We start from the raw sequence: 20,335 nt of genomic DNA on the forward strand, positions 1-20,335 counted from the left end.
CCGGGCACGGGCAGCGCGCGGCGGTCCACCTTGCCGTTGGGCGTGAGGGGCAGCGCGTCCAGCGCCATGAGTGCCGTGGGCACCATGTACGCGGGCAGCTTGTCGTGGAGGAACGAACGCATCGTGTCCACGCCCAGCGGCTCCGCGCCCTCCTCCGTGACGACGTAGGCCACCAGGGCCTTCTCGCCCGCGACCTCCTGCACGGCGACGGTGACGTCGAGCACGGACGGGTGTCCGCGCAGCGCCGTTTCAATCTCTCCCGGCTCGATGCGGAAGCCGCGCACCTTCACCTGCTGGTCGATGCGGCCCAGGAACTCCAGCGAGCCATCCGCGCGGAAGCGGACCTGGTCGCCGGTGCGGTACAGGCGCGCGCCCGGCACGGTGCTGAAGGGATCCGGGATGAACTTCTCCGCCGTCAGCTCCGGCTGGTTCAGGTAGCCGTGCGCCAGGCCGTCGCCGCCCGCGAACAGCTCGCCGGGGGCGCCCAGGGGCACAGGCTCCAGGGACGCGTTGAGGACGTGCACGCGCGTGCCGTTGATGGGCCGGCCGATGGGCACGGAGATGCCCAGCGCGCTCGCGTTCTCCACCGGGTAGCACGCGGTGAACGTCGTGTTCTCCGTGGGGCCGTAGCCGTTGATGACGCGGCAGCCCGGCAGCTGCTCCATCACGCGCAGCACGTGCGCGGGGGACAGCACGTCACCACCCGCCAGCAGCTGGCGCACGGGACGCAGGCCGTCCAGGTTGCCGTCCACCATCTGGTGGAAGAGGCCGGCGGTGAGCCACAGCGTGCTCACGCCCTCGCGAGCGATGACCTGACCCAGTTCGTCCAGGGTGGGCGCGCGCGGCGGGAACACGGCGAGCTTCGCGCCGTTGAGCATCGCGCCCCACAGCTCGAAGGTGGACGCGTCGAACGCGAGCGGCGCCAGCTGGAGGAAGACCTCCTTGGACGACAGGCTCACCCACTCCGGTCCGCACACCAGGCGCACGACGGCGCGATGGGGCACGGACACGCCCTTGGGCCGGCCCGTGGAGCCGGAGGTGTAGAGGACGTACAGCTCGTCCTCGCCGCTCGGCGCGGTGTCGAGGTTGGTGTCCGGACGCTTCGCGAGCGCGGCCGCGTCGTCATCCAGGCAGATCACCTGGAGCCACTGCGCGGGCAGCTCGTCCGCGATGGCGGAGACGCTGACCAGCGCGGACAGGCCCGCGTCCTCGATGAGCATCGAAATGCGTTCGGTGGGGAAGCTGGGGTCGAGCGGCACGTACGCGCCGCCCGCCTTCGCGATGCCCAGCACCGCGACGACGAGATCCAGCGAACGCTCCAGGGACACACCCACGCGCTTGCCGGGCCTGACGCCCAGGGCACGCAGGTGGTGCGCGAGCTGGTTGGCGCGCGCGTTGAGCTGCGCGGCGGTCAGCGTCTCACCCTCGAAGCTCACGGCGACCGCGTCCGGGGCGCGGGCGGCCTGCGCCTCGAAGACGCGCGACACGGGCTGACCGTGCGGGTACGTCCTCGGGCGGTCGTTCCACGCGGCCAGCGTGCCGCGCTCATCCGGCGTGAGCAGCGGCAGCATGCCGATGCGGCGCTCCGGGTCGTCCACGACGGCGCGCAGCAACGACTCGAAGTGGGCGAACAGGCGCTCCACCGACGCGCGGTCGAGCACGTCCGTGTTGTGCTCCACCGTGACGGTGAGCCCGCCCTGCCACGGGAAGACGACGACGAGCAGGTCCCACTTGGCGGTGCCGTTCGTCTCCGCGTCCAGGAGGCTCAGCTCCAGGCCCGGGAGCTGGAGCGGCGGCAGCGGCGCGTTCTCCAGCACGAACTTCACGTTGAAGAGCTGACCACCCGGCTCGCGCGGCGGTTTGAGCGCCTGCACCAGCGTGCCGAAGGGCAGGTCCTGGTGCTCGTAGGCGTCCAGGGTCCCCTTGCGCACGCGCTCCAGCAGCGCGCGGAAGGACAGGTCGCCCGACACCTGCGTGCGCAGGACGAGCTGGTTGGTGAAGAAGCCGACCAGCGACTCCAGCTCCTCACGGGCGCGGTTCGCGATGTCCGTGCCCACGACGATGTCGTCCTGACCCGTGCGGCGGTGCAGGAGCGCGTCGAACGCGGCGAGCAGCACCATGAACAGCGTGGCGCCCTCCCCTCGTCCCAGCGCCTCGATGCGGGACGTGAGCTCCGGAGACAGGTGGAAGCGGCGGCTGTCACCGTGGAAGCGGTCGCCCGCGGGGCGCGGCGCGTCCGTGCGCAGCGCGATGCGGGGCGCTCCGGCCAGCTGCTTCTTCCACCAGGAGATCTGCTGCTCCAGCACGTCGCCGCTCAGCCAGTTGCGATGCCAGAGCGTGTAGTCCGCGTACTGCACGGGCAACGCGGGCAGCGGCGAGGCCTCTCCGCGCGAGAACGCGGTGTAGAGCGCCTGGAGTTCGTGCATGAACACGCCCACGGCCCAGCCATCCACCACGATGTGGTGCATGGCGAGGCACAGCACGTGCTCACGCGCGCTCAGCTTCAGGAGCTGGGCGCGCAGGAGCGGGCCCTGCACCAGATCGAACGGCCGGGCGGCCTCCGCGTTCAGGTGCTTGCGGGCCTCGGCCTCCGCCTGGTCGGCGGGCAGCGAGGACAGGTCCACCACCGGCAGCACGAACGGCTTCGCCGGCAGGACGACCTGCACGGGAGCACCGGACGCGTCCTGCTGGAAGACGGTGCGCAGCGCCTCGTGGCGCCGGACGATCTCCTCCAGGCCGCGGCGGAGCACTTCGACGTCCAGGTCGCCGCTCAGGCGGGCCGCGCTGGGCACGTTGTAGATGGGCGTGCCCGGCGTGAGCTGCTCGAAGAGCCAGAGGCGCTCCTGGTCGAACGACAGCGGCAGCGAGCCCTCGCGCGACGCGGGCTTGAGCGGCGGCGTCTTGAACTTCCGCTCGGCGCCGGTGGCCTCGTCCACGCGGGCGGCCAGGGCGGCCACCGTGGGGGACTCGAAGAGCGCGCGCAGGGGCAGCTCCACCTGGAACTCGCCGCGCAGGCGCGACACCAGCTGCGTGGCCATCAGCGAGTGGCCACCCAACTCGAAGAACGAATCCTCCGCGCCCACGCGCTCCACGGTGAGCACGCGCGCGAAGAGCGCCGCCACGCGGGCCTCCGTCGTCGTGCGCGGGGCCACGTAGGCGTCCGGACGCGTGAGCGCGCCCGTGGGGGCCGGCAGGGCCTTGCGGTCCACCTTGCCGGCGGGCGTCATCGGCAGCACGTCCAGCACGACGAAGGCCGACGGCACCATGTACTCCGGCACGCCGTCCTTCAGGTGCTTGCGCAGCGAGGCCGCGTCCACCGTCCGGCCCGGCTGCGACACGACGTAGCCGACCAGCCGCTTGTCGCCCGGCACGTCCTCGCGCACCACCACCGCCGCCTCACGCACGTCCGCGTGGCGCAGCAGCACGGCCTCGATTTCGCCCAGCTCGATGCGGAAGCCGCGCACCTTCACCTGGTGGTCGATGCGGCCCAGGTATTCGATCTCGCCATCCGCCAGCCAGCGCACGCGGTCGCCGGTGCGGTACAGCCGCGCGCCGGGCTCGTCGCTGAACGGGTTGGGGACGAACTTCTCCGCCGTCATGTCCGGCCGGCCCTGGTAGCCGCGCGCGAGGCCTTCACCGGCAACGTACAGCTCACCGGCCACGCCCACGGGCACCGGGTGGTGCAGGGCATCCAGCACGTACACGCGCACGTTCGCCAGCGGCTTGCCGATGGTCAGGCGATCCGCGCGGACTCCGCCGTGCGTGAGGGTCGCGCAGACCGTGGTCTCGGTGGGGCCGTACGCGTTGATCAGCGTCCTCCCCTGCCCCCACTTGCGCGCCATCTCCACGCTCAGCGCCTCACCAGCGGAGACGATGGTGGACAGGCCTTCCAATCCGTCCGTGCTCAGCTGCGCGAGCACCGACGGCGTCAGCGTCACGGTGCTGATGCGCTGCGACTGGAGCAGCGTGCGCAGCGGCTCATCCGGCAGCAGCCGGTCGCGCGCCGCGAGCACCAGCGTGGCCCCGGACACGAGCGTGCTGAACACCTCCCACACGCTGGCGTCGAAGCTGGACGCCGCGTACTGCAACACGCGGCGGCCCGTGCCCAGGCCCTTCGCCGCGGCGGCCTGCCGGGCGGTGTTGTTGAGGCCCCGGTGCGGCAGCAGCGTGCCCTTGGGGCGGCCCGTGGAGCCGGACGTGTAGATGACGTACGCCAGGGTGTCGGCGTTGGCGCGGGAGGCCGGAGCGGACTCCGGCAGCGACCGGAGGTGCGCCGCCTCCACGTCCATGCGCACGACGCGCAGGCCGTCGGTGGGCAGCTGCTGGCTCAGCGAGTCCTGAGTCACCAGCACGGGCGCGCCGCTGTCCTCCAGCATGAAGGACAGGCGCTCACGCGGGTAGGACGGATCCAGCGGCACGAAGGCGCCACCGGCCTTCTGGATGCCGAGCATCGCCACGGCCAGGTCCAGCGAACGCTCCACGCAGAGCGCCACGCGCACCTCGGGCCCGACGCCCAGCGTGCGCAGGTGGTGCGCCAGCTGGTTCGCCCGCGCGTCCAGCTGCGCGTACGTGAGCGAGGCGTCCTCGAACACCAGCGCCTGCGAGTCCGGCGCGCGACGCACCTGGGCCTCGAAGAGCACCGGGAACGTCACGTCGCCCGTGACCTCGCCGTGCGTGTCGTTCCACGCCACCAGCACCTGGTGACGCTCCTGCGGTCCCATCAGCGCGAGCTGGGACAGCTTCGCCATGGGCCGCACCGCCACGGACTCCAGCAGCACCCGCAGGTGCTCCGTCATCCGCCGCGCCGTCGAGGCGGCGAAGAGGTCCGTGTTGTACTCCAGCGTTCCTTCCAGCCCGCCCGCCGTCTCCGTCAGCGACAGCGTGAGGTCGAACTTCGCCGACTTCGACTCCACGTCGTACGGCGACAGCTCCACGCCCGACAGCTTCAGGTGCGGCAGCACGTCCTGCTGCAGCGCGAACATCACCTGGAACAGCGGCGCATGGCTCAGGCTGCGCTGCGGCTGCAGTTCCTCCACCAGCTTCTCGAACGGGACGTCCTGGTGCGCGTACGCGCCCAGCGTCGTCTCGCGCACCTGCTTGAGGATCTGCTGGAAGCTCGGGTTACCGGCCAGCTTCGTGCGCAGCACCAGCGTGTTGACGAAGAAGCCGATGAGGCCTTCCGTCTCCGCCTGTGTCCGGCCCGCGATGGGCGAGCCCACGCTCACGTCATCCTGGCCACTGTAACGGGACAGGAGCACCTGGAACGCGGCCAGCAGCAGCTGGTACGGCGTGACGCCTTCCTGCTTCGCCAGCGCATTGAGCGTGCGGCTCAGGTCCGCGCCCAGCTTCACCGGCACCGTCGCGCCGCGGTACGTCTGCACCGCGGGACGCGCGAAGTCCGTCGGCAGCTCCAGGACGGCAGGCGCTCCGGCCAGCTGCTGCTTCCAGTAGCCGACCTGCTTCTCCAGCACTCCGCCCAGCAGCCACTCCCGCTGCCACTGCGCGAAGTCCGCGTACTGCACCGCCAGCTCCGGCAGCGGAGACTTCTGGTCGAGGACCTGGGCCTCGTAGAGCGCGGCGACCTCGCGCACGAGGACACCCAGCGACCAACCGTCGGAGACGATGTGGTGCATCGTCACCAGCAGCACGTGCTTCGCCTCGCCCAGCTTCAGCAGCTTCGCGCGGAAGAGCGGACCCGTGCCCAGATCGAACGGGCGCGCGGCTTCTTCCTCCGCCTGCCGCCGCGCTTCCGAGTCCTGTGCACCGGAGAGGTCCACCACCGGCAGCTCGAAGGCCTTCGCCGGGTGGATGACCTGCACGGCCTGACCGTTCTCCTCGCGGAAGGTCGTGCGCAGCGACTCATGCCGGCGGACGATCTCTTCCAGGGCCCGCCGCATGGCTTCCACATGCAGCGTGCCCTCCAGCTTCACGCCGCCCGCCACGTTGTAGAAGGCGCTGCCCTGCTCCAGCTGGTCCAGGAACCACAGACGCTGCTGCGCGAACGACAGCGGCTCCGTGGCGCTCCGGGGCCGAGCCACGATCGCCGGGGCCTTGGACGTGGCACGGGCCGTGTCCACGAACGCCGCGAGCGAAGCCACTGTGCTCAGTTCGAAGAGCGAACGCAGCGGCACTTCGGCGCCAAAGGTCGCGCGCAGCCGGGAGACCAGCTGCATCGCCAGCAGCGAGTGTCCACCCAGCTCGAAGAACGAATCCTCCGCGCCCACGCGCTCCACGCGCAGCAGCTGCGCGAAGAGCGTGGCCACCTGCTCCTCCGTCGCCGTGCGCGGCGCCACGTACTGGCCCTGCGACGACTGGGCCTCCGGCACCGGCAGCGCCTTGCGGTCCACCTTGCCGTTCGGATTGAGCGGCAGCGCGTTCAGCACCACGAACGCCGACGGCACCATGAACTCCGGCAGCCGCGCCTTCAGGCCCTTGCGCAGCTCCGCCACGTCCAGCGACGCGCCCGCGACGTACGCCACCAGGCGCTTGTCGCCGGGCACGTCCTCGCGCACCACCACCACGGACTCGCGCACACCGGGCTGCTTGGACAGCACCGACTCCACTTCACCCAGCTCGATGCGGAAGCCACGCACCTTCACCTGGAAGTCGATGCGCCCCAGGTACTCCAGCTCGCCGTTCGGCAACCACCGCACGCGGTCGCCCGTGCGGTACATCCGCGCGCCGGGCTCTTCGCTGAAGGGATTGGGGAGGTACTTCTCCGCCGTCAGCGACGGCTTGGCCAGGTAGCCTCGCGAGAGGCCCGCGCCCGCGATGTACAGCTCGCCCGGCACGCCCTGCGGCACCGGACGCAGCCACGCGTCCAGCACGTACCCTCGCGAGCCCGTCAGCAGACGGCCCACAGTCGGCTCCCGCGTCGCGCCCTTCTCCACGCGCAGGTACGTCGAATACGTCGTGTCTTCCGTCGGGCCGTAGAAGTTGTAGACGGCCTCCACGTTCTTCAGTCCGTACGCCGCCTGCGCCAGCCGGTTCAGCAGCGGCTCGCCCGCGAGGTTCACCGTCCGCACGGTCTCCGGCACGCCCCCGCTGCGCAGCAGCTCCGCCATCGCGGAGGGCACCGTGTTCACCAGCGTCACGCGGCCCGCGTCCTTCATCGTCGGCAATGCCAGCGCGTTCTCCGCGACGATGACCGAGCCACCGACGCTCAGCGGCGCGAAGACCTCGAACACCGAGATGTCGAAGTTCAGCGACGTCGACGCCAACATGCCCGACAGCTGCTCCGGCGTGAAGAACGCCGTCGCCCAGCGCAGGAAGGCCACCACGCTGCGCTGCTCGATCGCCACGCCCTTCGGACGGCCCGTGGAGCCCGACGTGTAGAGCACGTACGCCAGGTTCCCCAGGCTCGTGCGCGCATCGACGGGCGACACAGGATTCTTGGAGATGGTCTCCCAATCCGTATCCAGGCACACGTTGCGCGCCGAGTGCGCAGGCAGCGTGCCCAGCAGCTTCTGCTGCGTCAGCACCACGGGCGCCTGCGCGTCCTCCAGCATCCAGCCCAGGCGATCCCGCGGGTACGCCGGATCCAGCGGCACGTACGCGCCACCGGCCTTCAGCACGCCCAGCAGCGCCACGACCATGCGCGCCGAACGCTGCAGGCTCACGCCCACCAGCGTGTCCGGCCCGATGCCCAGGCCACGCAGGTGGTGCGCCAGCTGGTTCGCCTGCGCCTCCAGCTGCGCGTACGTCAGCACCTGCCCGTCGAAGCAGACGGCCGGCGCGTCCGGCGTACGAGCCGCCTGCGCCTCGAAGAGCGCCTGCATCGTCCCGCTCACCGGAGCCGGCAGGCCCGTCCCCGAGATGTCCTTGAGCAGCGACTGCTTCTCCTGCGCGCTCATCAGCGCCAGGTCGAACACCTTCGCCATGGGCCGCACCACCACGGACTCCAGCAGCACCCGCAGGTGCTCCGTCATCCGCTGCGCGGTCAGCGCCGTGAACAGGTCGGTGTTGTACTCCAGCGTTCCTTCCAGCCCGTTCGCCGTCTCCGTCAGGAAGAGCGTGAGGTCGAACTTCGCCGACTTCGACTCCACGTCGTACGGCGACAGCTCCATGCCCGACAGCTTCAGGTGCGGCAGCACGTCCTGCTGCAGCGCGAACATCACCTGGAACAGCGGCGAGTGGCTGAGGCTGCGCTGCGGCTGCAGCTCCTCCACCAGCTTCTCGAACGGCACGTCCTGGTGCGCGTAGGCGCCGAGCGTCGTCTCACGCACCTGCTTGAGCACCTGCTGGAAGGTCGGGTTGCCCGAGAGCTTCGTGCGCAGCACCAGCGTGTTGACGAAGAAGCCGATGAGGCCTTCCGTCTCCGCCTGCGTCCGGCCCGCGATGGGCGAACCGACCGAGATGTCGTCCTGGCCCGAGTAGCGAGCCAGCAGCACCTGGAACGCGGCCAGGAGCAGCTGGTACGGCGTGACGCCTTCCTGCTTCGCCAGCGCGTTGAGGGTGCGGCTCAGGTCCGCGCCCAGCTTCACCGGCACCGTGGCGCCGCGATACGTCTGCACCGCCGGGCGCGCGAAGTCCGTCTGAAGCTCCAGCAACGCCGGAGCCCCGGAGAGCTGCTGCTTCCAGTAGCCGACCTGCTTCTCCAGCGCTCCGCCCAGCAGCCATTCCCGCTGCCACTGCGCGAAGTCCGCGTACTGCACCGGCAGCTCCGGCAACGGCATGGCGCGGCCCTGCGTGTGCGCCTCGTAGAGCGCGGCCATCTCACGCACGAGGACACCCAGCGACCAACCGTCGGAGACGATGTGGTGCATCGTCACCAGCAGCACGTGCTTCGCCTCGCCCAGCTTGAGCAACTGCGCGCGGAAGAGCGGGCCCGTGCCCAGATCGAACGGGCGCAGGGCCTCCTCGTTGACGCGGCGCTGGGTCTCCGTCTCGCCCGCGGCCGTCAGGTCCACCACGGGCAGGGCCATCCGGCTCGCGGCCTGGATGATCTGCACCGCCTCGCCGTTCTCCTCACGGAACGTCGTGCGCAGGGACTCGTGCCGAGCGACGATCTCCTGGAGCGTCAGGCGCAGGGCCTCCACGTCCAGCGCACCCTCCAGGCGCACCGCGCCCGGGATGTTGTAGAGCGCGCTGCCCTGCTCCAGCCGGTCCAGGAACCACAGGCGCTGCTGCGCGAACGACAGCGGCAGCGAGCCCTCACGAGCCACCCGCTTCAACGGCGGCAGGTTCGCGCCTTCCGCCTGCTGCTTCTTCCCGTCAACGAACGTCGAGAGCGAAGCCACCGTGCTCAGCTCGAAGAGCGAACGCAGCGGGACCTCGACACCGAAGGCGGCGCGCAGGCGGGAGACCAACTGCATCGCCAGCAGCGAGTGGCCGCCCAGCTCGAAGAACGAATCCTCCGCACCGACACGCTCCACGCGCAGCAGCTGCGCGAAGAGCGTCGCCACCTGCTCCTCCGTCGCCGTGCGCGGCGCCACGTACTGGCGCTGCGAAGACTGGCCTTCCGGCACCGGCAGCGCCTTGCGGTCCACCTTCCCGTTGGGCGTCAGCGGCAGCGCGCCCAGCACCACGAACGCCGACGGCACCATGTACTCAGGCAGCCGCGACTTCAGCCCCTTGCGCAGCTCCGCCGTATCCAGCGACGCGCCAGCCACGTACGCCACCAGGCGCTTGTCGCCCGGCACGTCCTCACGCACCACCACCACGGACTCGCGCACGCCGGGCTGGGACGCCAGCGCCGACTCCACCTCGCCCAGCTCGATGCGGAAGCCACGCACCTTCACCTGGAAGTCGATGCGGCCCAGGTATTCCAGGTCACCCGTCGCCAGCCACCTCACGCGGTCGCCCGTGCGGTACATCCGAGCACCCGGCTGCGCCGAGAACGGGTTCGGCACGAAGCGCTCCGCCGTCAGCGACGGCTTCGCCAGGTAGCCGCGAGCGAGGCCCGCGCCCGCCAGGTACAGCTCACCCGGCACGCCCTGCGGCACCGGCCGCAGCCACGCGTCCAGCACGTACGCGCGCGAGCCCGTCAGCGGACGGCCAATCGTCGGCTCCCGCGCGGCGCCCTTCTCCACGCGCGTGTACGTCGAATAGGTCGTGTCTTCCGTCGGGCCGTAGAGGTTGTAGACGCCCTCGACGTTCTTCAGCGCATAGAGGGGCTGCGCCAGCCGGTTCAGCAACGGCTCACCGGCGAGGTTCACCGTGCGCACCGAATCCGGCACGCCCTGGCTGCGCACCAACTCCGCCATCGCGGAGGGCACCGTGTTCACCAGCGTCACGCGGCCCGCGTCCTTCAGCGTCGGCAACGCGAGCGCGTTCTCCGCGACGATGACGGCACCACCGCTGACCAGCGGCGCGAAGACCTCGAACACGGACAGGTCGAAGTTCAGCGACGTCGCCGCCAGCACGCCCGCCAGCTGCTGCTTCGTGAACGCAGCCGTGGCCCAGTGCAGGAAGGCCACCACGCTGCGCTGTTCAATCGCCACGCCCTTCGGACGGCCCGTGGAGCCCGACGTGTACAGCACATACGCCAGGTTCCCCACGCCCGTGCCCGCCACGACAGGCGTGGCCGGCTGACGCGAGATCACGGACCCGTCCGTGTCCACGCACACGGTCTTCGCCGAGTGCTCCGGCAACACGCCCAGCAGCTTCTGCTGCGTCAGCAGCACCGGGGCCTGCGCGTCCTCCAGCATCCAACCCAGGCGCTCACGCGGGTACGCCGGATCCAGCGGCACGTAAGCGCCACCGGCCTTCAGCACGCCCAGCAGCGCCACGACCATGCGCGCGGAACGCTCCAGGCTCACGCCCACCAGCGTGTCCGGCCCGATGCCCAGGCCACGCAGGTGGTGCGCCAGCTGGTTCGCCTGCGCGTCCAGCTGCGCGTACGTCAGCACCTCCCCATCGAAGTGCACCGCGGGCGCGTCCGGCGTGCGCGAAGCCTGCGCCTCGAAGAGCGCCTGCATCGTCCCGCTCACCGGGGCCGGCAGGTCCGTCCCCGAGATGTCCTTCAGCAGCGACTGCTGCTCCTGCGCGCCCATCAGCGGGAGCTCGGACAGCTTCCCGCCCGGGTTCGCGATCAGCGACTCCAGCAGCACCCGCAGGTGCTCCGTCATCCGGCGCGCGGTCGCCGCCGCGAACAGGTCGGTGTTGTACTCCAGCGTCCCTTCCAGCCCGCCCGCCGTCTCCGTCAGGTAGAGCGTCAGGTCGAACTTCGCCGTCTTGGACTCCACGTCGTACGGCGACAGCTCCACGCCCGGCAGGCGGAAGTGCGGCAGCACGTCCTGCTGCAACACGAACATCACCTGGAACAGCGGCGAGTGGCTGAGGCTGCGCTGCGGCTGCACCTCCTCCACCAGCTTCTCGAAGGGCACGTCCTGGTGCGCGTACGCACCCAGCGTCGTCTCCTTCACCTGGGCCAGCAGCGCGCGGAAGCTCGGGTTGCCTTCCAGCTTCGTGCGCAGCACCAGCGTGTTGACGAAGAAGCCGATGAGGCCCTCCGTCTCCGCGCGCGTGCGGCCGGTGATGGGCGAACCCACGCTCACGTCGTCCTGACCGCTGTAGCGCGACAGCAGCACCTGGAACGCCGCCAGCAGCAGCATGTACGGCGTGGCGCCTTCCTGCTTCGCCAGCGCGCCCAGCGCCTTGCTCAGCTCCGCGCCCAGCTTCACGGGCACCGTCGCGCCCCGGTACGTCTGCGCCGCCGGACGCGCGAAGTCCGTCGGCAGCTCCAGCAGCGCGGGCGCTCCGGCCAGGCGCTGCTTCCAGTAGCCGACCTGCTTCTCCAGCACGCCGCCCAGCAGCCACTCCCGCTGCCACTGCGCGAAGTCCGCGTACTGCACGCGCAGCTGCGGCAGCGGCGAGCCCCGGCCCGCGCGGAACGCGTCGTAGAGCGCGGCCACTTCGCGCACGAGCACGCCCATGGACCAGCCGTCGGAGACGATGTGGTGCATCGTCACCAGCAGCACGTGCTTCGCGTCACCCAGCTTGAGCAAACGCGCGCGCACCAGCGGACCCGTGCCCAGGTCGAACGGGCGCACGGCCTCTTCATCCACGCACCGCCGCGCCTCCGCCTCGCGCTGCGTCTCCGGGAAGCCCGTCAGGTCCACCACCGGCAGCTCGAAGGCCTTCGCCGGGTGGATGAGCTGCACCGCCTCGCCGTTCTCCTCGCGGAATGTCGTGCGCAGCGACTCGTGCCGGCGGACGACCTCCTCCAGGCTCTTCCGCAGCGACTCCGCATCCAGCGCGCCGTCCAGCCGCACCGCGCCCGGGATGCTGTAGAGCGCGCTGCCCTGCTCCAGCCGGTCCAGGAACCACAGGCGCTGCTGCGCGAACGACAGCGGCTGCGTCGCTCCACGCGGCCGGGGCGCGAGCACCGCCGCCTTCGGCTCCTGCTTCGCGGCCGTGATGCGCTTCGCCAGCTCCACCAGGCTCGGGCCCTGGAGCAGCAGCTCCATGGGCAGCGCGATCCCCAGCCCCTTCTCCACCGCGTGCGCCAGCTCCACCGCGCTCAGCGAATCCAGGCCGTAGCGCGTGATGGGCTCACGCACGTCCACCGTCTTCGCCGGGACCTTCAGCTGCTCCGCCACGCGCTCCACCAGCCACGTCAGCGTGGCCCGGGCGGCCTCCGGCACGTCCTCACGCACCGGCGCTGAGTCAGGCTCCGGGGACTCGTCCGCGGCTTCCGCCTCCTCGAACCCCGGCTCGCGCCACACCAGCACCGTGCGCAGCTCGTCCGCGATAAACTGCGCCTTGCTCGCGTGCCGCTGGATCTTCCCGCTGGAGGTCTTCGGGATGCTGCCGGGCTCGATCAGCGCCACGGCGTGCACCTGCACCTCGTGGCGCTCGGCGACGCGCTGGCGGATCTCCTTCACCGCGGCTTCCGCCATGTCCACCTGCTTGCGCAGGTTGCCCGCCTTGCGCAGGTCGATCTCCTGCACGATGACCAGGCGCTCCTCGCCCGCGACCTCCAGCGACACCGCCGCCACGCTGCCGGCGCGCAGCGCGGGGTGGCTCTCCTCCACCGTCTGCTCGATGTCCTGCGGGTAGTGGTTGCGGCCGCGGATGATGATCAGGTCCTTGGCCCGGCCGGTGACGTACAGCTCGCCGTCCCGCAGGAAGCCCAGGTCTCCCGTGCGCAGGAACGGCCCTTCGTCCGTGCCCTTCACGCGCGCCTGGAACACCTCCGCCGTCGCCTCCGGCTTGTTCCAGTAGCCCAGCGCCACGCTGGGGCCGCGCACCCAGATCTCACCCACGCCGCCCGGCGCGCACGCCTCGCGCGTCTGGGGATCCACGATGACCACGGGGTGCCCCGGCCGCTCCTCGCCGCAGCCCACCAGCAGGCGCGCCTCCGGCCTGGACGGGTCCACCGGCACCGCCCGGCGCTGCTCCAGCGCCGGCGCATCCAGCGCGTACCGCACCGGCGCGGCGTCCACGCGCCCGCCCGACACCAGCAGCGTCGCCTCCGCCAGGCCGTAGCACGGGAAGAAGAACTCGCGCTTGAAGCCGTGCGGCCCGAAGGCCTGCTCGAAGCGATCCAGCGTCGCCGGACGCACGGGCTCCGCGCCGGTGAACGCCACCTTCCACGAGCTCAGGTCAAACGACTGCCGCTCCTCCGCCGGGATGCGCCGCACGCACAGGTCGAACGCGAAGTTCGGCCCGCCGCTGATGGTGGCCTTGTAGCGGGTGATGGCCTCCAGCCACACGCGCGGGTTCTTCAGCATCGTCAGCGGCGACATCAGCGCCGCGTGGAACGTGGCGTACAGCGGCGTGAGGATGCCGCCGATGAGGCCCATGTCGTGGTACGGCGGCAGCCAGATGACGGCGGAGCTGCTGGGGCCCAGCTCGAACGCGTCCGTGATCAGCGCCAGGTTGTGCGCCAGGTTGCCGTGGCTCAGCATCACGCCCTTGGGCGAGCCCGTGGACCCGGACGTGTACTGGAGGAACGCCAGCGTGGACGCGTCCACCTCGGGCGGCGTCCACTCCGCCTCCCCACCCGCCGGAATCTCGTCCGTCCCCACCCAGTGCAGCGAGCGCAAGTCCGGCGCCTGCTCGAAGACGAACTCCGTCATGGACAGGATGCCGGACGTGGTGAGCACCACCGTCGCGTTCGCGTCCTGGATGATCGCGCGCAGGCGCGGCAGCGTGCGCTCCAGCCGCATCGGATCCGGCGGATACGCCGGCACCGCGACGAGCCCCGCGTAGAGGCACCCGAAGAAGCCCGCCACGTACTCCAGGCCCGGCGGGTACAGCAGCATCACGCGCTCGCCCGGCTTCGCCACCTTGCGCAGCGCCACCGCGATGCGCCGCGCCCGAGCATCCAATCCCGCGTAGCTCAGCGTTCCGTCTTCCTGCCCCGCGTCATCCAGGAAGGTGTACAGCGGCTGTTCGGACCGCGATTGGGCCCGGGTCCGCAAGATTTCGACGAGGGTGGAATTCGAGGGCGTCAGCTCAGGAGAACGCGACAAGGAAGGACCCATCTGGAAGGCCGGAGCACATGACACGGGCTTCAGTGGGCCGACTTCCTGTGCGGAACGCACCCACAACGTGCGTGGCACAGGCGCCCTTGAAATGTGTCCGGGGGAACAGAACTGGATACGAGAATACCACCAGGACCCGGTTCTACCGAACTTGAACAATTTGCTCGAATCGCTCAAATTCGCCTGTCAGCTCAGCTTCCTGGTCTTCAGCACGCGCCCTGTCCTGCCTTGACTCCGCGACTTCCACGCTCGGAATCGCCTGGAGCTTGAGCAGGGCGTGGGTGCCTCCCCGATCGCCCGAACTCCCATGACCGCTCCCCTGTATCGCCTCGCGGACGCCACCCTCGTTGAACCGCTCGTCCAGGACTTCCAGGCCTGGTGGATGACGGTGGCCCCCATGCCCGCGAGCCTGCATCTGCAGGCCTACCTGCTGCCGCTCATCAAGGCCTACCTGCAGACGCCGGACTTCCACGCGAAGGCGGCGAAGGACCCCGAGCTCAGCGGCAGCTCGTTCGTGGGCATCGCGCCGGAGCGCGCGGAAGAGGTGCGGGCGCTCATGCAGCGGATGACGGCCGCGCAGGAGGACAACATCAAGCTGGCGGAGGCGTTCGACGAGTTCCAGACGCAGCTGCTGGCGGAGGCCAAGGGCCAGTCCCTGGAGCCGCTGTACGCGCGCCTTCCGGAGCCGCTCAAGGGCGTGGTGGAGCTGGTCTACGACTACGTGAACCGCCCGTCGATGCGCGTGCACGAGGGCCTGCTGTACCGCGGCCGCCACTACAAGTCGGACCTCCAGTCCATGCGGCTCCGCCGGCTGAAGGCGGACGCGGAGCGCGACTCGCTGCTCACCACGCCGCGCCTGATGGAGGCGGGGCAGCTGGACTGGAAGGTGCCCTTCCACGACGAGCGCCTGGACAAGCTGTTCAGCCTGGACCTGCAGCCCCAGCCGCTGGAGTGGATCCGCGACGTGCTGGGCGACGCGGTGAAGTCCGACGCGGACCTGATGCCGCTGCTCACGGAGGCGCCGCAGACGCTCCCCGAGACGTGGAACGGGCCGGGCGTGCGCATCCGCTACGTGGGCCACGCGTGCGTGCTGGTGGAGTGGAAGGGCACGTCCATCCTCATCGACGCGGTGGTGCCGGTGCGCCCGGAGAAGGTGGCGGTCCCGCTGGAGCGCATGTCCTTCGCGGACCTGCCCCGCCGCATCGACTACGTGGTCATCACCCACAGCCACCCGGACCACCTGGACATCGAGACGCTGCTGCGGCTGCGCCACCGCATTGGCACGCTGATGGTGCCTCGCTCGAGCGGCGCCCTGGCGGGTGACTACTCGCCCCGGCTGTTGGGCAAGGCGCTCGGCTTCAAGAACGTGCTGGAGCCCTACTTCTACGAGTCCCTGCCCATCCCGGACGGGGAAATCATCGCCGCGCCGTTCATGGGCGAGCACGGCGACGTGGCCCACGCCAAGACGGCGTGGATCATCCGCACCGGCGAGGAGCGGCTGTTCTTCGCGGCCGACTCCATGTGCGTGGACGAGACGACGTACCGCGACCTGCGCAGCACGGTGGGCGACCTGCACACGGTCTTCATGAACACGGAGATCGTCGGCGCGCCGCACACGTGGATGCTGGAGGGCTTCTTCCCCAAGAAGCGCGACCGCAAGCTGGAGAAGAACCGCCGCTGCCGTGGCAGCAACTCCACCGAAGGCCTGCGCCTGTTGGAGCTCGTGGGCGCGAAGCGGCTCTTCAACTACGCCATGGGCCTGGAGCCCTGGATGGAGCACATCATCGGGCCCGCCGCCACGCCGGAGACGCCCCGCATGAAGGAGTCCGACCTGCTCCTCACCACCGCCCGCGAGCGCGGCCTCCAGGCCGAACGTCTCCAGGGCGCGCGCGAGGTCCACCTGAAGAGCTAGAAGCCGGTATGCTCCGGAACATGCGGAATCCCCGGAAAGAAACCCTCGCGTTCATCGCGGTGACGCTGGCGGTGAGCTGGACGATGGGCGTCCTGTTCATCATGGGCGGCGAGACGCGCGAGGACGTGTGGCTGATGCGCTGGATGATGTGCGTGCCCGGCATCGTCGGCCTCGGGTGTTCGTGGTTCTTCCGTCGCGAAGCCCCGTCCGCGGTGGGCTTCGCGTTCCCCGGCTGGAAGTGGTGGTTCCTGGGGCTGGCGCTGCCGCTGGCGTACGGCGCCGTCATCACGCCGCTGGCCTACGCGATCCGGTTCGCCACCGGGGACGCGTCCTTCATCACGTACCAACCGGAGCTGCTCAAGGGCCCGTTCGGAGTGACGGGCCTGGCGACGGTGCCGGTGATGATCCTCCTGTTCTGGGCCATGACGGTGACGTGGTGGCTGGCCGCCGCGTCCGTGCGCTGGCGCTGGGTGGAGAAGCTGGGCGCGAAGCTGCCCGAGCGCTGGCGCTGGCTGCGCTACGGCCTGGCGGCGCTGGTGTGGGCGCCCGTCGTGGGCTTCGGCGTCCCCAGCGAGCTGGGTGAGGAGGTGGGCTGGCGCGGGACGCTGGTGCGCTGGTGGATGCACCGGCCGGCGCTGGCCGCGGCCATCACCATGCCGGTGTGGGCCGCGTTCCACCTGCCCCTCATCTTCTCCAAGGCGCAGCGCGGGCACGTGGGGCAGAACGTGACGTTCCTGCTGTCCATCGCCGTGGCCGCGGTGGTGTTCGCGCAGCTGTACATGGCGTCGCGCTCCATCTGGCCGCCCGCCCTCTTCCACATCAGCTGGAACCTCATCAACCCGCAGCTCTTCGGCAGCGTCTACAACGGCCGGCCGGGGCTCTTCGGCGGTCAGGTCTGGGTCTTCAACGGCGAGGGCGTCTTCGGCCTCTTGCTCCACGGGCTGGTGGCCGTGTGGCTCTTCCGCCACTGGCGCCGGAGCGCCCGGAGCGCGCAGAACGCGGTGATTCCGGAGTCGTCCGCCTCGCCTGCTTGAGAGGCCTTGCGGCCCGGCGAGCGGCGGCTTTTCCGCATGTGACATCCCGGGTGGGGTCCAGTTACTCTGCCGCGCGAGATGACTCCTGCCGTCCGGGCCGACATGGAAGCACGTGCCGACCGCGCCCTGCGGCGGGGGGAGCTGGCGGAGGCGTTCGAGCTCTTCGAGCACCTCCTCGCCGCCTTCCCGAGCGAGCAGGCCCTGGCCCTCAAGGTCGCCCACCTGCGTGACAGCCTCCAGCCGGAGGAGCTGCAGCACCTGAAGAACCGCGTGCGCGAGCCCCAGCACCTCCCGCTGGGCCCCGCCTCCCCCATGCAGGAGGGCGAGCGCCTCTTCACGCTGGGTGACTACGTGGGCGCCGCCGCCGCGTACCGCCGGGCCCTGCAGGAGCGCCCCGGCAACCAGCTGGTGCTGGAGCGGCTGGAGGAGCTGTACCGGATGGCCCGCGAGATGCCCGTGCAGTCCCCCACGGACCGCGCCCTTCCCGCGAAGAAGGAGGACCGGCTCCAGGCCCTCCTGGACCGGCTGGCCTCCCGGCGTCGCCTCAAGCGCGACTGAGGGGCGGCCCCCTGAGTCCTTGCGAGCGCGGATCCGACGTCACAGCTGATTGATGCGTTGCACCCCCCTGGGGTGGCACCTACAATCCGCACCGACGTTGCTGTCATAGTGTCGCCCGTTCCCACTGACACCCGCGTCCCACTTTCCTCGCTCCTATGGCTCGACCTCTTCGACTCGGCGTCCTCACCGGCGGTGGTGATTGCCCGGGACTCAACGCGCTCATCCGGGGCCTCGTGCGACGGGGCGTGCACGAGTTCGGCCATTCGTTCGTGGGCATCGAGAACGGCTACATGGGCCTGGTGGAGCCGGAGCTCGTCCGCCCGCTCGGTGTGGAGGACACGCGCGGCATCCTGCCCAAGGGCGGCACCATCCTGGGCACGTCCAACAAGGCCAACCCGTTCAGCTACGCGGTGCGTGAGGGCGACGGCTGGGTGGAGAAGGACGTGTCGGATCAGGTCGTGCGCCGCTGCGAGGAGTTGCGGCTGGACGGGCTGGTGGCCATTGGCGGGGACGGCACGCTTTCCATCGCGCACCAGCTGGCCGGCAAGGGCCTGAACGTCGTCGGTTGCCCGAAGACCATCGACAACGACCTGTCCGGGACGGACCAGACCTTCGGGTTCGACACCGCGCGGCTCATCGTCACGGAGGCTTTGGACCGGCTGCACTCCACCGCGGAGGCGCATGACCGCGTGATGGTGGTGGAGATCATGGGCCGCCACGCGGGCTTCCTCACGCTGGAGAGCGGCCTCGCCGGCGGCGCGGACCTCATCCTCATCCCGGAGATTCCGTACCGGGTGGAGTCCCTGCTGGAGACGCTGAAGCGCCGGGCCACGCGGCGGCGCAGCTTCTCCATCATCGCCATCTCCGAAGGCGCGTATCCGGAGGGCGGCGCGCTGTCCGTGCTGGCGGAGGCCGCGGACATCCCGGGGCGCGGCGTGGTGCGGCTGGGCGGCTCCGGCAAGGTGTGCGCGGACCTGCTGGCGCGGCACATCGAGGCGGAGATCCGCGTGACGGTGCTGGGCCACCTGCAGCGCGGCGGCAGCCCCAGCGCGGCGGACCGGGTGCTGGCCACGCGCTACGGCTGCAAGGTGCTGGACCTGGTGCGGGACGGCCAGTGGGGCCACATGGTGGCGCTGAGGAACAACGACGTCGTCGCCGTGCCGCTGAGTGAGTCTCGCAAGGAGCGCCGCGTGGACGTCCAGGGAGACCTGGTGCGCTTCGCGCGGAGCATGGGCATCGGGTTCGGGGACTGAGGGGAGAGCGCGCACCGCACGCCATGACGCTCGTCGGCCGCCATATCGGTCGCTATCGCATCCTGGAGGAGCTGGGCTCCGGGGGCATGAGCGTCGTGTACAAGGGCCTGGACACGGCCCTGGACCGCGAGGTCGCGGTGAAGGTGCTGCACCCGCACCTGGCCGGCAAGGACGAGTCGCGCCGCCGCCTGGCGCGCGAGGCCCGCGCGGTGGCGAAGCTGCACCACCCCAACATCCTGGAGGTCTTCGACTTCTCCTCCGCGGAGGCGCACGACGCCTTCATCGTCACGGAGTACATCCGCGGCCGGACGCTCAAGACGTACCTGGATGAAGGCCCGCTGGAGCCGCCGGAGCTGGCGGCGATGATCATCCACGAGCTGGCGGCGGCGCTGGCGCACGCGCACGAGGCGGGCGTCATCCACCGCGACCTGAAGCCGGAGAACGTCATGGTGCGCGAGGACGGGGTCCTCAAGCTCATGGACTTCGGCATCGCGCGGCTTTTGGACATCGAGGACCGGATGACGGTGACGGGCGCGCTGGTGGGCTCGCCCGCGCACATGTCGCCGGAGATCATCGAGGGCCTGGAGGCCGGCCCCGAGGTGGACGTCTTCAGCCTGGGGATCATGTTCTACGCGCTGATGACGGGCCGGCTGCCGTTCACCGCGTCCAACACCACCGCGACGCTCAAGCGCATCCTGGACGGGGCCTACGAGGACCCCCGCCGCCGCGTGCCCACGCTGTCGGACGAGCTGGCGGAGATCTGCGCCACGTGCCTCCAGCGCGACCCGGCGCGGCGCTACCCCAACGCGGGCAAGCTGCGCGACGCGCTGGCGGACGCGCTCGCGGGGCTGGGCTTCTCCCGCGTGGGTGAAGAGCTGATCTCGTTCTTCGCGGATCCGCCGTCGTACCAGCGGCTCGCGCGCCAGCGCATCGTGGCGGCGCTGCTGGAGCGAGGGGAGCGGCAGCTCGCGGAGAAGCGGACGCCGCGCGCGCTGGCGTGCCTCAACCACGTGCTCGCGCTGGACGCGACGAACGAGCGCGCCCTGGGGCTGCTCAAGAGCATCCAGCGTCAGCAGCGGCGGCGCACCTGGCGCAAGCGCGGCATCCGCGCGGGCATTGGGGCGGGCGTGGCGCTGGCCCTGGGGC

General features: G+C 70.7%; 6 protein-coding genes (1 of these 6 running past the window's edge). 5 read left to right on the forward strand and 1 reads right to left on the reverse strand.

All coding sequences use genetic code 11. The annotated features are described in order from the left end of the window. On the reverse strand, positions 1-14,420 hold the start of the coding sequence (locus tag D7X55_RS05070; protein WP_158626319.1) for a non-ribosomal peptide synthetase. Its footprint begins 17,068 nt before the window's first position; only the first 14,420 of its 31,488 coding nucleotides appear in the window; the start codon lies at positions 14,418-14,420; its stop codon lies off the left edge, out of view. Positions 14,421-14,739: 319 nt separating this feature from the next. On the opposite strand from D7X55_RS05070, the gene D7X55_RS05075 reads away from it, so the two are divergent. From D7X55_RS05075 to D7X55_RS05095, 5 genes are all read left to right on the forward strand, one after another. Continuing rightward, positions 14,740-16,344 (forward strand): MBL fold metallo-hydrolase, encoded by a 1,605-nt coding sequence (locus tag D7X55_RS05075; protein ID WP_121722394.1) that lies wholly within the window; start codon positions 14,740-14,742, stop codon positions 16,342-16,344. A 20-nt stretch (positions 16,345-16,364) separates the two neighbouring features. Next, positions 16,365-17,378 (forward strand): CPBP family intramembrane glutamic endopeptidase, encoded by a 1,014-nt coding sequence (locus D7X55_RS05080; RefSeq protein WP_158626320.1) that lies wholly within the window; start codon positions 16,365-16,367, stop codon positions 17,376-17,378. Positions 17,379-17,456: 78 nt separating this feature from the next. Next, the gene (locus tag D7X55_RS05085) at positions 17,457-17,936 is read left to right on the forward strand and encodes a hypothetical protein (protein ID WP_120547547.1); all 480 of its coding nucleotides are present in this window, start codon (positions 17,457-17,459) and stop codon (positions 17,934-17,936) included. Positions 17,937-18,091: 155 nt separating this feature from the next. Then, positions 18,092-19,189: a 6-phosphofructokinase gene (locus D7X55_RS05090; RefSeq protein WP_121722396.1), complete on the forward strand. Its 1,098-nt coding sequence runs from the start codon at positions 18,092-18,094 to the stop codon at positions 19,187-19,189. A gap of 23 nt (positions 19,190-19,212) precedes the next feature. Then, positions 19,213-20,335 (forward strand): serine/threonine-protein kinase (locus tag D7X55_RS05095; RefSeq protein WP_147470028.1); only part of this gene is annotated, 1,123 nt, incomplete at its 3' end.

This window comes from Corallococcus sp. AB049A (assembly GCF_003668885.1).
In the GTDB taxonomy this organism is placed as follows: domain Bacteria; phylum Myxococcota; class Myxococcia; order Myxococcales; family Myxococcaceae; genus Corallococcus; species Corallococcus interemptor.

What these genes read in the sequence shown, in the direction of transcription:
- D7X55_RS05085 (WP_120547547.1), top strand. Translation starts at nt 17,457, where the DNA reads ATGACTCCTGCCGTCCGGGCCGACATGGAAGCACGTGCCGACCGCGCC.
- D7X55_RS05080 (WP_158626320.1), top strand. Translation starts at nt 16,365, where the DNA reads ATGCGGAATCCCCGGAAAGAAACCCTCGCGTTCATCGCGGTGACGCTG.
- D7X55_RS05075 (WP_121722394.1), top strand. Translation starts at nt 14,740, where the DNA reads ATGACCGCTCCCCTGTATCGCCTCGCGGACGCCACCCTCGTTGAACCG.
- D7X55_RS05090 (WP_121722396.1), top strand. Translation starts at nt 18,092, where the DNA reads ATGGCTCGACCTCTTCGACTCGGCGTCCTCACCGGCGGTGGTGATTGC.